Raw genomic sequence first — 13,106 nt, 5'->3', positions numbered from 1 at the left:
TAATGGCATGTCTGTCGGCGAATTGTTTCTTTGGCCACCATCTATGATATTGTTTAATCCCATGATCATGTCCATCATGGTATCGGCCTGGGCATTCAGCTCTTCAAGGGCTGAGGCAGGCATGTTCCGATGCGCCGTCTGCCAAACTCTGGCTAGAAGCGGAAACCTGGCCTGCAGCGTCGGAAACATGCTCTGCTCCGGAAGTAAGGCCATTGACTGCAAACCTGATTGGTTTGGTTATGGATTGGACAATTAACCATGTACCTAAATGCAGAAGGAAATACTGATAATGCCGATTGCAATATTAAATCGTTGAAGTTTTTCCGCTGCGTTTTTTACCAACTCTAACGCAAATGCTCCCTGTAACCCTGGTTGTTTGATCAGAGGATCAAATGCCTCTGCCAGTGTTTGCGGCAGTCTGGTCAAAATTGGCCATCAGCTTGTTGCCGCCTTGAGGGCCAATTTCAACATAGGCCTTGGCCATGGCTTTTCCTGTTATGCAATGATGTTTCAACCCTTGAGCAGCGATTCTCCGATTGTCGCCAGGATTAATCGCTATTGTCTCTCAGCGATGAATAAAAAATTGACCCGGTGCAGTATTTTGCCTGACTTTTTATTGAATATTTTATCGAAATGATTTATGTACAGCGGGGAAGTTTTTGAAACCATTTGATGGGGTCTCGGTAAATCAATAAGTGTTTGTTATATCGTTGAAACACAACTGTTGTTGGTTTGTGGCCGAACGCCAAAATACTCAGTCAATGAACAGGGAGAAAATTTATGAGGAATCAGAATAGATGTATCATTATGGTGTTTGCAACTGCTTTGACTCTTGCTGTTTTAAATTTCAGCGGTGCGGAGGCTGAACCTTTTCCGGAGCGTCCCTCCGACTTTGCGACCATGGAGGAATTCTGTCGAATCTGCCATTGTGATCCCCTGGAATCGGTGAACATTCATCATTTGAAAACCTATACAGATGGAACTAATGCCTTAAACATGGGCGCAGTTGTAACTCCAAACCCTTTAAGTTCAATAGGGACATATTCATGTTACACCTGCCACCAGCAGGTTTATAACCAGAAACTTTACGTCTATGAGTTTCTGCCATTCAGGGATTGTACTATTTGTCATGTCCCCGGGGCCTTGAGTGATCCTGATTATTATTTCAAAAAAGCTCATCATGCCATGCCCAGTGAAACCAATCCTCTGGAGAGCAACAGGTTTGCAAGCGACGGAAACAATTGTTTCAGATGCCATAAAATAATGTTTATTGATCCGCCTTCTGTCTGTTACGTCCCACCGCCACCTCCGGCAGAGATTTGCGATGACCTCATTGATAACGATGGAGACGGGTTTGTAGACTGCGCCGATGAGGAGTGCGGCAGCACCCCTGGTTGTCTGCCGCCGGTAGAGATCTGCGATGACGGCATCGATAACGACGGTGACGGATATTTTGACTGCGTTGATTCCGAATGCGCAAGTTTTCCGTACTGTCTGCCTGAAAAAGGCAACTGCAGGGATGGCTATGACAATGACCGGGATGGCAAGATCGATTGCTCGGACAGGGATTGCGCAAAAGACTCTGCGTGCCGATGATAATACTATTGATTGATTGAGTGGCTGTCTGGATGTGAACTGATGAGCCCCGGTGCCTGAAACGCGCCGGGGCTTTTTGTCTTGCTCGATGAAAGGCAAGTCCGGATTTTTCCTTCATCGCCCGGAAGGTTTTCGGCCTCCTTAAATCATGAAACTGCCGCCGGTTACCGGAATATATTGACCAGTCAGGTAGTCTGATAACGAAGATGCGAGAAATACGGTAACCCCGGCAACATCATCAGGCATGCCGACCCGTCTGAGTGGGGTGAAGGCGGCGATCTGTTCGTGCATTTCAGGCGGCTGTCCGGCAGTAGCGTCGGTTTTAACAAGACCTGGCCCGATTACATTCACCGTAATTCCCTCAGGACCAAGTTCTGTTGCCATTACTCTTGCCATACTGTCCACCGCCGATTTGGCCGCAGCGTGGGCAGCAAAGCCATAAGCCGGATGTCGTGAAAGACTGCTGCTGATAAATATCAATTTGCCGGATTTGCGTTGAGTCATATCCCTCAGCACTGCTTGTGAGCAGTTGTACAGGGCCTGCATTTCGCCGGTGATTTTCCCATTGATTTCTTCCCAGGTCAGGGCGATGAACGGTTTGATCGGGAAGTCAATATTGGCATTGTTTACCAGGACATCAATTCTCCCGAAGGTGTTGATCGCAGTCTCAACCATGGCATTCACCGCATCAGCATCCCGGACATCAGCCTGAAAGATTATGCCGTTCCCTCCGTTTTTCTTGACCCGGGCCAGCACCGCTGCTGCTTTCTCCCGGTTGTTCAGGTAGTTGATAATCACCGTTGCGCCATGATGCCCGAGAGCTTCAGCAATGGCTGCTCCTATTCCCCTGCTTGCCCCTGTAACCACCACTACCTTGCCATCAATAGAAAGCTTCATGGCTGTTCTCCTCTGGATTTATTTGTAATCTGTTCATTTCTGTCCTGATATAAATTAATTACGGAGAGACTGCCAGGCGCTTTTTCTGGCGAGAACCTTTATGCCGTGAAGCGGCGAATTCTGTAATGGGTGGATCAGCAGAAGTATATTTTTCGGCAATCCGGTAAAAATATCTGCCAAAGACATGCCCGTTCTTTTGGATTTGTATGTCTTGTATCGGGTTTACAAATTGAAAATGCGATATAATAGCGGGATTTTTTAAAGAATTTTCTTCCATGCTTACCAGGATCATCAATTTATCTTCCATTTCGGTTTTATTTGTCCAGTACTCATACATGAGACTGTTCATTCCGAAAAGATGGGAACCTGAAGTAAGTTGAATTTTTTGCTGATTTTCTTTTTCAATGGAAGTGCCGCCTTTAGTGCGATAAAAAGCCAACAAACTTGCCAGGTTATACTTGTCCACGCCAACCACAATTGCTTTCTCGGTTTTTGTCTCTGCCAGTGCATCCTCAACAAAATCAATCTGCCGGCTGAAATCCTGCCAGCCAACAAGGTGGAAATAATCAGGGTAAGGAACTCCGGGAAAACCCAAGGTGAGGTAATGCAGGACCGCACCATAAAGCAGAAGGCAGGTAAGGATTGTTGCCGGCCAGGCTTTATTTAAGGGTAATTGGAAGCGAGAGCCAAATTGACGCTTCATCTGCAAGGCGATAAATGGCAACAAGACAAGCCACAGCGGTCCGGTCCAACTGGCTTTTACTTCTCTGCTTAAACTGAAAAAAACAAACACCGCAAGAGGTGGAATTGAGAAAATCAGCCCAAAAAGAGCTTTGCGGCTTTTCATCACCAGAATGAGAATATTTTTAATTGGTCGCTTCCTGGTTGGAAAAAGCAGGAAGATGGCTGCCAATAGACCGGTAGGGGTGAGCAGGGCGAGGATGTGGCCGAGAAGAAAATGCAGTGAAAAAACGGAAGCGTCGTGCCATCGGTGCGGCCCTTGAAAATTGAAAGATGCCCAGTCATGGGTAGCATTCCAGAAGATAACCGGTGAAAATAGCACCATGGCAATTATTGCCGCAAGATATGGCTCTGGTTTGAAAAACCATTTTCTTGAATTACCCTCAAGCAGCAGGAAGATGAGGATTGCCGGTCCGAGTAAAGCGATTGTATATTTGGACAACATCCCGAGGCCGAGGCATACCCCCACCCCATACCAGGCAAGACGTTTATTGGCAATAAGTGCTCGCTCAAGGAAAAACAGCGCCCCTGCCCAGCAGGCCACCAGAGGACTGTCCGGAAACATGAAAAAGCCTGCACCGAAAAAGAAGGGCAGGGCGGCAAATAATAAAAGAGCCCGAAAGGCAGCGGCCTTATCAAATAAATTGCGAGTCAGCCCGAACAAAAAGCCACCGGTAATCATCCAGCATAAAAATGCACCAAACCGGACACCAAATTCAATATCCCCGAAAATAGAGGTATTGAGCCAAATGATCCAAGCAACCATGGGTGGATGATCCAGGTAGCCGATATCCATGTGCTGGGCATAATTCCAATAATATGCCTCTTCCGGCAGAAGTTCTCCGATGCCGATATATGCCAGGCGCAGAAGAATCGTGTACGACACAATGCCAATAGTCAGCAGCCTCCATGTATGTTCAGCGGCGACAGCTGCTTTCTGCGGGAATACCCATAATGCGCAGCCTGTATAGTTGACAATTGTTGCTGCGCCAATGGCGGCCAGGATGGCAAGCTGTGCCGGCAGATTCAGGGTTTCAGTTAATGTTCCGAGAATGCCGCCGCGCAGAAAGTAGGCAAGCAGGGCAACAATCATAAAGGAGAAAAAGCTCCTAGTGGAAAGGGTTTTGTCGTTGTCCGGAAATGACCAGCATGTGGTAAGCAGGAAAAGTGAGATTGCCGCGACGATAAAGCTTATGGAATGGGCCGCACACAAGGAATCGCCGCGATGGGTCAGGAGAGTAAAGAGGATAAAGTCCAGAATGGATACCAGGAGAGCGGTGAAAGCAAGTTTTGCAGCGCTTGGATCGGAGACATTGCCGCCGGTGAGTTTCAGGATTTGGCTGGAAAAATTTTTTATCAGCGGACCTCCAATTTTTGATTGCCCTTGTTGCCGGTTATCTTGCATGATTCACTATACAACGAATGAGGATTTTCACCAATTAACTCAAAAGGTTCATTTATATCAATTATGCTCAGAAACCATCTTGTTGCAGGGTTCGGGGCACTTCTGTTGAAATCATTTATCTCGGTTCTGTTTTTCATGACATTGGTTGTCTGACAATGGTTTTCCATTTTTCCGGTGCTGCCCGCCGGATGTCGCTCAGATATATTTCGTGATGTTTGCCAACTCGTTGGCCGCCATTATCTTCAATGAATGCATGTAGTTTCTCAATTGTTGGCCCTTCCTCTGAAAACGGCCCGATATGCATTATTTGTGCGGCCTTTCCTTCCTTGAATGATTGATATCTTAACAAGGGCAGGGCAACTGGATGTTTCTTTTTTCGGACTTCCGCCATGGCTGTTTCAACCATTTCCGCGGCAATGAATTGGGGTTGCATAATCATAACTGTCCACTTCCAGGTATCCTTGTTTCCCTCAGTGAATGCCGACATGTCATCAGCCCACCAGAGCGCCTCGAGGGGCAACACGCCGTAATCGATAGCCATGTCGCCCTTTTTGACCATGAACTTCAAGGTGTAGGCAAGTGGAAACAGCGCTTCGATTGCATCCTTGAATGCTTGCGAGGTATTTGGATCGCCCTGTCCGTCAATCATCAGGAAATTCATCTGCGGCACTTCGACAATTTCAACGGTTTTGGCAGAAGGCTTGTAGAGGTGTTTGAGTTCTTTTTTGTAATCTATTTTCTTCATCTTTTTATCCTTATTTTCTGGCAGGAATAAATAGCTGGCCCCTGTATTCCAGTAATCATCGTTGCGGGTTAACAATGGTTGGTCGTTTCATGATGATTTTGAAAAGCCCCATAAAGAGCAGAATAAAGAAAGTCGTCGTGAAAACACTTTTTAATAGAGTGAACGTGCTGGATACGTTAACCAGTTCATGGGGCACATTTGGATATGATTTGATCATTACAATGATACAAATATTTTCCAGATAGTCAAAAAAACCGCCCAAGAACGGGATTGCCGCGAAATAAAATATCTTAGAATCAGCCGCATAGCCCTTATTGAAAATCCAGGTAAGGAGTAACGAATGTGAAATTGCAAATAAACCGGGATAGATGAAGTCGAGGGGCAGTTGAAGATGGAGATAAAGACTCCTCCCATCCTTCCCCAGGGTTTCAAGCAGTGAGAGCGCATATTCATGGGAGTATCCAAAAGGGGACAGGTCAAACAGTGCTTTTCCTTGGGCAAAGCGCTCAACAGCAGGAATTGTGTAGAGCAACATTGTCAGATAGACAACCATCGTCGCGATGAAAAGCCCCAATACTATTTTGCCTGAAGACCACTGTTTTAGGAAATTGACTATTTTTTTCATGGTGTTTCCTGTTGTCTGGATTGAATTTGATTATTTGACTGGCGTTTGGCGGCGTCCCTTCTTCCGCGACTTAGCATGGAGTACGTTCATGGGATTTCAGCCGTTTATGCAGTATTCAATTATGCTTTCACAGTGAATAGCCGTGGTATTTAAAAAGGGGATGCCGAATTCGTCGGTGGTTAAAATCAGCGGAAGTTCGGTGCAGCCCAGAATCAATGAGTCGATCTTTTCCTGATCCACCAACCGTTTTGCAATGTTCAGCAACTCGTTTCGTGTCGAATCTTTGAATATGCCCAGTTCGATTTCTGAAAATATCCTGTGGTGAATAAGCTTTTGTTCGCTCTCCGTGGGAACAACGACCGACATGCCGTTCCGGATAAAAGGCTTCATATAAAAGTCTGAATCCATGGTGAGTTTTGTCCCCAGCAGCCCAATATTTTTCAAACCCATTTTCTGCGCTTTTTTGCTGGTCTGCTCAACAATACTCAGCATGGGAACTGGGGATAATGCTTGTAATTCATCAAAAACGATATGGGGGGTGTTGGAAGCGATCACCGCGAAATCGGCGCCAGCGCTGTGAATTCTTTTTATTTTATCTAATAGCCACTCGGTCAGCCGATCCCAGGCAGATGTTTTTATAATCTCTGTAAGGTCGTTCATATTGGCGCTGTAAATAATAATTTCAGGATAGGCAAGATCGGCATATCTGGTGTTGAAAGCAGTAATAATCTCTTTGTAATAATCAGCTGTTGATTCTGGCCCGAGTCCGCCAAGGATACCGATAGTTTTCATGTGTGACCTTTATGAGTGATAACGACCGTGGGGAGTGGTGTGCAAAAAAAACCTGTCAGAAACGACTGCAGCTGAAATGCGCCCACCTCTAACCCGTGGTTCTGTGCCTTGTCATTTCTTACCTTTTTTCGATGCAGCCCTTAATGCCGTATTATACGCTCTGGTTGCCCAGGAGTTCATTTCTTCACTGTCTTCTAATGCCTCCTCGGGTGCCTGATAGTATGCCATTTTCAATTCTTTGCCTTTCTGGTGATAGGTAAAGGGTTCAAGGCCGCGGGTTTTGAATTCGTTTTCAGTCTCTGTATCTGCCTTCAGGTAAAGAACGCTATCAGCAACCAACCCGAACATCAGCCCTTTGAGGAAAATTCCGTGGCCGCCGAACATGCCCTTGGCGCGGACCGGTCCAATGGACTGCATGAGTTCGACCAGGTAGGAGACAAATTCTTTTTCCTGGTTTGATGCGGGCATGATGTTTTACCTCGGGAGCAGGGACGCGGGGCAGTCAGACTGCATGGACACTAATTAATTCTAAACAATTTTTTCTTACCGTTTTTTACGACATCATTCAATCCACATTTCCTCTGCCATGGAAAGCTCTGGAAGGCAGATAGCCATGCCAGATGAGTTCTTTATCTGCCAGATGGGTTGATTCTTCGTGGGACGGCGGGCGGTAGACCAGCCGGAAACGGTTATTCCACGGCAGGCTGCCGATCTCCACTGTCTGATCCTTGTGGATAACCTGCCATCTGGGTTCGGCAAAGTCGATCTCCCATGTTTTTGATTCATCTGGTGACAGGACAATTACCTGGTCGGTGTAAACCGGCAGATCTCGGCAGAAATCATTGGCCAGGGGCAATAATTCATCAACCTGATTCACCGGTTCCAGGGCAAAGGAGCAGACATCCGGCAGATCGACAATGGCCAGGTCCTCTTTGGAAACATTCTGCAGGGTTATTTCAAGTCTGCCGCTTATGGGTTCGTCCTTCTGGTTCTGCTGTCTTCCCTGACGCAAAACTTTGAGCCCCATGCCCAGTTTGCTCCAGCGATGCCCTTTAATCACCGGGGTGCCGTTGGTGCCAATTGCAACCTTCATTTCAAGGGGAATCTGGATCCCGGTGCGGCTGCCGCGTTTATTCTCCATCTCAAGGCCTTTACCCTGTTCGACAAAATAGGCTTCGATCCCGTATTTAATACTCAGGGCATTGTTGTTGGTGGTTTTCGGGCGCCAGGGGTAGCTGAGCCGGCCTTTGACAAATAAACCGTCATCAGGTCTGGTGTTGGTTATGTGTTGCAGCCCGGCAATACCGTCTTCGCCCGGAATGATCACCGCATACACTTTGCTGCCCTTTGGTTTTTCCATCTTTTTGTCAGCTAAGCTTCCTTGGGCCTGGCGCAGGGAAATGTTGGATATCTCATAGCTCAGTCTGACATAGTCGCCACGGAAAATATCTCTGGGATCAATGGGCGCGGTGCGCAGATATACCTCGGTGCCGTAGCGGACGATATATTCCCTTTCCAAAGCCATTACAGCCAGGATTACAACCTGCAGGGCAATAGCCAGGATCACGAATGTTCTTCTCATCGCTTATCCTCCAGGCCCTGTTTTTTTGATTTGGAATAAAAGAAGCCGGTGGCAAATATTGCGCCGCCAACAACGAAGAAAACCATTGATCTGGCGATCAGGCTGCCGAAGAGATCCACATATCTGGAAATTGCCAGAATCGAAAACAGCAGACAGCCTAAAGTTGTTTGTTTGAGGTTAACCTCCCTGCAGCCGTGGATAATCAGCATCACGCAATGGAAGAGAAACAGCAGGTTGAAGATGGACGCTCCACCCCAGCCCCAGCCGCCCCCGTGATCGGCAAAGCCCAGTGCGAGCACCAGAACCATGCTGATGATCTGGCCGATATGTTCGGGTTGCAGAATCTGCCGGATATCTGCCGATTGCCGCACTGCCTTGAGGGCCGTCATAAGCCAACAGGATACTGCCAGAAAACCGCTGATCGTCAGGTAGAGAATGGCAGCAAGGCTATCAAGATCAAAAGCAAGATGTCGGCTTACACCTTTGAAGGTAAGGGCATAAAGGACGATGATATAGACCAGATTGCCGAAGAAAGAGAGTATTCTGCGGCTTTCGGGAAATGATCTGCTCCGGCCTGCCAATAGAGCAGCCGCGATCAGGGCATTGGCAAGGAAGATGAAGACCGTGACCAGAAGATCTTCATCCATTCTGCCACTGTTGAATGCCACAGTGACCAGTATGGATGAAATTGCCGCGCCCAGCAGGACTCGAGATTTCTGGAGCCAGGCAAGGGGCAGCAGGCCGACGATGATTATCAATGGCGCAGGGTGATTGATCTGATGAAATCCCCAGACCTCGCAGCCGCCCCACAAAGCGACAAGAAACGCCGCCGCGACTCCCTGCGGGGTGGAGGGCAGGGCCCAGGCCAGAGCAAGGGCGCCAAGGGACCAGAAAAGAATGCCGTTGGGATAATACTCGTTGATGTGATAGATCTGGGCGATCAGCCAGATGCCGGCGCCAAACAGGACAGTTCCCAGGACATGCAGACCTTCGCCCAGCGCCTGATTATTGCTCTGTGGTCGGCAGAGCGCAAAACCGCTGCCGTGGGCGGCAAGAATCGCCAGAAAGACCACTCCGAGTTTGACGAATTTGTGGAGAGCGTGCCAGTTATAGGCAAACAGCAGAATAACTCCCAGCCCGAAGAGAATAGCCCCAAGGCTGAAAAATATGATCCGTCCCCACTGGGCCGGCTGGTCATCAGGATAACGGCCCTTGATTGCCGCAGCCTGCTCTCTGGTGATGATCCCTGCCGCACACCACTGTTCAACTTCGTTTGCCAGCCACCTGATATGTTTGATCATGACTCCCTTTGTATCAGCATATTATTTGTCTGCACAACGTTGAAATAATCGTCAGCGGTCAAACCCTGGATGAGGATTTCTTTTTGTATTTATCGATAGTCAGCAGGACATACTCGCCGATTTTCTCCGTTGAAACCTGCAAATCAAACGGATTGATTTCGTCATGTTTTTTTATGGCCAGAATAGTCTGGATATTTCTGTGTGACTGTCCGGAAGCAAAGGTGTCCACCACTGCTTTTTTGATTGTGCAGTCCTGGCAATTTTCGTCTTTTCCACATCCTGCTTCAGTAAAGGAATGGATGCAGTCAAAAACCTGTCCGCCTCTGTAGCCCTCAATTTCAGAGAGATCTTTGTTGAACAATTCACAGGCGCTTTTATTGGCGGTGACAATCTGTCTTGGCTCAGCCTGCATGAGAAGGGTTGGAAAGGGAAGCGAATTGATTATTGCTTGTGGGGTTGCATATTGTGTGCTGCTGGAAATACCTTGATTCATGTTTTTTCCCTTATTCATGCGACTTGCATCACCAGCCGCCCAACAGACTTGCCGTGGTTGGCGTCAACAGGGCTTCTTCTGGAAAAGTGTATTGATTTGTTATGTGCTATCTCCGACTTTTCTTATCCTTCATTACGGTCTTGATGAGCTTCCCAAACTGCTTGTCCTTTTTCCTTTTCTCCAAATATGACATTTCATTGTAACTGGACTCTTTGGTCATTTTTACATAATTTTGATAGCGTTCATCAGATAATTGACCTTTTACAACAGCATCCAGGACAGCACATCCTTTTTCTCCTGCATGCGTACAATCGTTGAAACGGCATTTTTCTGATAAAGTAATTATTTCAGAAAACGTTTCATCAAGCCCTGTTGCCACCGAAAAATTCCCGAGTTCCCGCATGCCCGGCGTGTCAACTATCATTGCTCCAGAATCCAGTTTAATCATTTGTCTATGGGTTGTGGCATGCCTCCCTTTACTCTCTTTCCTGCTGACTGTTTTGGTTGTATATTTTGACTCACCAATGAGGTTATTTACTAACGTTGTTTTGCCAACTCCTGATGATCCCAGCAAACAATATGTCAGACCTGGCTGCATAATTTCTTTTACGCTATCCAAACCAGATGCATTTGCGCTGCTGAAGGGTATTACATGTAAGCGTGGCATATTTTTTTGGATCTCATCGATTCTGGTTGTAATATCTTCGCTAGCAAGCAGATCACTCTTACTCAGAAGGACAATTGGTTGGATTTTACCCTCGTTAACCATGACAAGATAACGCTCTAAACGCCGGAGGTTAAAATTTTCATTAAGAGATTGAACAATGAATGCAACATCGATATTGGCGGCAATCAACTGGAAATCAACTTTTTTCCCGGGTGTTTTTCTTTTTAACAAAGACTTGCGTGATAAGACCGCGTGAATTATTGCGAATGTATTTTCATCATAATAATTGGCAAGAACCCAGTCACCTACAGCTGGATAATCAACTGGAGATTCCGCACTAAATATTAATTTCCCTACCAACTCCGCTAAAACATCAACTTCCCCATTGTTTATGGAATAGCTATCTCTGTGAACAGCTACCACTCTTGCTATGTCAAATTGTTCCAGGATTTCAGGGGTAACTGTTTCCAACAGCCATTTGCCAAAGCCAATTTTTTCTAAATTATTCGATATATTATTCATCTGGAATTAAAACACCTAAAGACCTGCATCACCAGCTGCCCACCCAAACTTGCCGCGTCAGCGCCGCGCTTCTTCCTGTCAGCTGGAGTGATTTGATATGCATTTCCAGTAATATCGCTATTCTATTCCAATATTTTTGAAAAAACGTAAGGAAACGGTATAGCAATTAAATCTCCAGTAATTGTTAGTAAAAATATTATGCACAGGGAAATAGCGTAAGAAGGAAACTTTCCAGTAACCAAAAGAGGGATTATTACAGCGATGAACCATACTGATTTATAACAAAGATGAAATAAAAGAATTGGTAGAAATTTCAGAGGATATTTCACCCCCAAAATCGCCATAGTACCGTATGTCACTAGCATACAGCCGTAAGTTCCAAAAATTACAGGCTCATTAACAGGCCAATGAAAAATAGATTTGAATAATTCTGGCAAAACCAGCATTGCCAGTCCTCCTCCACCAGCAACGATGAAGGTGAAAACATACATGAATCTCAGCCAATTCCAACGAATGATATAATTATTAGACATTGTATTAGCATCCTTTGGTAAAGTTAGGGCCGGTTAACGATTTGAATCAGTGGAGCAAAAAAGCAGTTCGATTTAACTTGATAGCGCTGTATGCACGGCAGATTGTTACTTGGAAAAACGCGCCTTTTCTGTTCCACTGAATTCGCTGGTTCGGCTATTTATGCCGTTTGTTTTTTATATTGCCCATTTTGGCCCCAAAATAGACAATGCTGTCTTGTAATATCAGCTACTTACAATACGCACAATTCAGCATTCTGCTATCGCATCAACAGTTTGCCGTGGTCCGACCATGTGCTGCAATCGTGTTGCCAAAGTTGAATCCGTTATTTACACATTCTCAATTTAAAAAAGGCGCCCACTTCAATACGGTAATCTTTGTATCATGTTCAGCCTTTTTGAAGGTTTGTGTTTGATTGTGTCCGGATTCTCCTTTTTTTCCCTACAATTATTTCAAGGGGATCATTTACGTAGACTTTTCCGAGCCCAATCGGTGAAGTAAACGTTCCACCCTTTTTTTCATCACTAATTCCCTCTGAAAATCCGAGATCCACAGGTACTTTACCTCTTCCTCCCTGTGCATCAACCACATAGGTCGGGCGCAGAAAACCGGTAGTGGTTCCGCACAGGTCTCTGCAGATCTCTTTTCCTCTGTATACATCTGTTCTAAAATGACCTGTTCCCTCAACAAGGTCGGCATAATAGAGATAATATGGTTTTATTCCCATTTTCCCGAGACCGTGCATAAGTGTTCTCATTACATCGGTGTCGTCGTTAACGCCCTTCATCAAAACAGTTTGATTTCCTATAGGAATGCCCAGTTGCCTTAAAACCTTAACAGCCTGGTAGCTTTCGTTAGTTATTTCATTTGGATGGTTGAAATGCGTGTTTATGAAGAGCTGCGGATCTTTAAGTGACTGGGGTGTATGTTTTCTGAGGACCTCGATGAGTTCTTTGTCTTCAATAATCTTTTGCGGCCAGACGCATGGAACTCTTGTCCCGATCCGTATCAATTCAAGATGTTTAATTTCTTTCAGTTTTCCCAGAACATCATCAAGCCTGTTGTTGGACATCAACAATGGATCCCCGCCCGAGATCAGGACGTCTCTGATATCCTCGTGAGTTGCAATGTATTCAATCCCCCTTTTTATGTCTTCCAAAGCTGGGTTTTTACGGTCATCACCAACTTTCCTTTTTCTGGTGCAGAATC

Annotated in this window: 14 protein-coding genes; 1 reads left to right on the top strand and 13 read right to left on the bottom strand. The window is 46.1% G+C overall.

Features of this window, described 5'->3' with window-relative positions; all coding sequences use genetic code 11:
• A partial coding sequence (locus KKE17_12890) for a hypothetical protein (protein ID MBU1710892.1) occupies nt 1–189 on the bottom strand: 189 nt, incomplete at its 3' end.
• A 591-nt stretch (nt 190–780) separates the two neighbouring features.
• On the opposite strand from KKE17_12890, the gene KKE17_12885 reads away from it, so the two are divergent.
• Nucleotides 781–1,596 (top strand): hypothetical protein, encoded by an 816-nt coding sequence (locus KKE17_12885; protein MBU1710891.1) that lies wholly within the window; start codon nt 781–783, stop codon nt 1,594–1,596.
• A gap of 141 nt (nt 1,597–1,737) precedes the next feature.
• Here the strand turns inward: KKE17_12885 and KKE17_12880 are convergent, their stop codons facing one another.
• The 12 genes from KKE17_12880 to KKE17_12825 form a co-directional block, all read right to left on the bottom strand.
• Entirely contained in the window at nt 1,738–2,493 is a 756-nt protein-coding gene (locus KKE17_12880; protein MBU1710890.1) for an SDR family oxidoreductase, read from the bottom strand.
• Between the two features lie 58 nt (nt 2,494–2,551).
• On the bottom strand, nt 2,552–4,639 hold the full coding sequence (locus KKE17_12875) for a glycosyltransferase family 39 protein (protein ID MBU1710889.1): 2,088 nt from the start codon (nt 4,637–4,639) through the stop codon (nt 2,552–2,554).
• Nucleotides 4,640–4,772: 133 nt separating this feature from the next.
• Entirely contained in the window at nt 4,773–5,384 is a 612-nt protein-coding gene (locus tag KKE17_12870) for a GyrI-like domain-containing protein (protein ID MBU1710888.1), read from the bottom strand.
• 55 nt (nt 5,385–5,439) lie between these two features.
• Entirely contained in the window at nt 5,440–6,009 is a 570-nt protein-coding gene (locus KKE17_12865) for a hypothetical protein (GenBank protein MBU1710887.1), read from the bottom strand.
• A gap of 96 nt (nt 6,010–6,105) precedes the next feature.
• Nucleotides 6,106–6,801, bottom strand: coding sequence for an amino acid racemase (locus tag KKE17_12860; protein ID MBU1710886.1), 696 nt, complete (start codon nt 6,799–6,801; stop codon nt 6,106–6,108).
• A gap of 111 nt (nt 6,802–6,912) precedes the next feature.
• The gene (locus KKE17_12855) at nt 6,913–7,269 is read right to left on the bottom strand and encodes a TfoX/Sxy family protein (protein ID MBU1710885.1); all 357 of its coding nucleotides are present in this window, start codon (nt 7,267–7,269) and stop codon (nt 6,913–6,915) included.
• Nucleotides 7,270–7,366: 97 nt separating this feature from the next.
• A complete protein-coding gene (locus tag KKE17_12850) occupies nt 7,367–8,383 on the bottom strand; it encodes a GDYXXLXY domain-containing protein (GenBank protein MBU1710884.1) in 1,017 nt (338 codons plus the stop codon).
• On the bottom strand, nt 8,380–9,684 hold the full coding sequence (locus tag KKE17_12845; protein ID MBU1710883.1) for a DUF2157 domain-containing protein: 1,305 nt from the start codon (nt 9,682–9,684) through the stop codon (nt 8,380–8,382). The genes KKE17_12850 and KKE17_12845 overlap by 4 nt, the downstream gene beginning before the upstream one ends.
• Nucleotides 9,685–9,742: 58 nt before the next feature.
• Nucleotides 9,743–10,177 (bottom strand): hypothetical protein, encoded by a 435-nt coding sequence (locus KKE17_12840; GenBank protein ID MBU1710882.1) that lies wholly within the window; start codon nt 10,175–10,177, stop codon nt 9,743–9,745.
• 106 nt (nt 10,178–10,283) lie between these two features.
• Entirely contained in the window at nt 10,284–11,366 is a 1,083-nt protein-coding gene (gene rsgA / locus KKE17_12835; protein MBU1710881.1) for a ribosome small subunit-dependent GTPase A, read from the bottom strand.
• A gap of 122 nt (nt 11,367–11,488) precedes the next feature.
• Nucleotides 11,489–11,899 carry a hypothetical protein gene (locus KKE17_12830; protein ID MBU1710880.1) on the bottom strand — a complete coding sequence of 137 codons (411 nt, stop codon included), beginning with the start codon at nt 11,897–11,899 and terminating at the stop codon, nt 11,489–11,491.
• Between the two features lie 386 nt (nt 11,900–12,285).
• Nucleotides 12,286–13,106 (bottom strand): radical SAM protein (locus KKE17_12825; GenBank protein ID MBU1710879.1); only part of this gene is annotated, 821 nt, incomplete at its 5' end.

This window comes from Pseudomonadota bacterium, assembly GCA_018823135.1.
Taxonomy (GTDB): Bacteria; Desulfobacterota; Desulfobulbia; order Desulfobulbales; family CALZHT01; genus JAHJJF01.
This window is presented reverse-complemented; position numbering and strand designations above follow the sequence as displayed.

Bases quoted from the DNA above. Each gene is read 5' to 3' on its own strand.
- KKE17_12885 (MBU1710891.1), top strand. From the start codon at position 781: ATGAGGAATCAGAATAGATGTATCATTATGGTGTTTGCAACTGCTTTG.
- KKE17_12880 (MBU1710890.1), bottom strand. From the start codon at position 2,493: ATGAAGCTTTCTATTGATGGCAAGGTAGTGGTGGTTACAGGGGCAAGC.
- KKE17_12875 (MBU1710889.1), bottom strand. From the start codon at position 4,639: ATGCAAGATAACCGGCAACAAGGGCAATCAAAAATTGGAGGTCCGCTG.
- KKE17_12870 (MBU1710888.1), bottom strand. From the start codon at position 5,384: ATGAAGAAAATAGATTACAAAAAAGAACTCAAACACCTCTACAAGCCT.
- KKE17_12865 (MBU1710887.1), bottom strand. From the start codon at position 6,009: ATGAAAAAAATAGTCAATTTCCTAAAACAGTGGTCTTCAGGCAAAATA.
- KKE17_12860 (MBU1710886.1), bottom strand. From the start codon at position 6,801: ATGAAAACTATCGGTATCCTTGGCGGACTCGGGCCAGAATCAACAGCT.
- KKE17_12855 (MBU1710885.1), bottom strand. From the start codon at position 7,269: ATGCCCGCATCAAACCAGGAAAAAGAATTTGTCTCCTACCTGGTCGAA.
- KKE17_12850 (MBU1710884.1), bottom strand. From the start codon at position 8,383: ATGAGAAGAACATTCGTGATCCTGGCTATTGCCCTGCAGGTTGTAATC.
- KKE17_12845 (MBU1710883.1), bottom strand. From the start codon at position 9,684: ATGATCAAACATATCAGGTGGCTGGCAAACGAAGTTGAACAGTGGTGT.
- KKE17_12840 (MBU1710882.1), bottom strand. From the start codon at position 10,177: ATGAATCAAGGTATTTCCAGCAGCACACAATATGCAACCCCACAAGCA.
- rsgA (MBU1710881.1), bottom strand. From the start codon at position 11,366: ATGAATAATATATCGAATAATTTAGAAAAAATTGGCTTTGGCAAATGG.
- KKE17_12830 (MBU1710880.1), bottom strand. From the start codon at position 11,899: ATGTCTAATAATTATATCATTCGTTGGAATTGGCTGAGATTCATGTAT.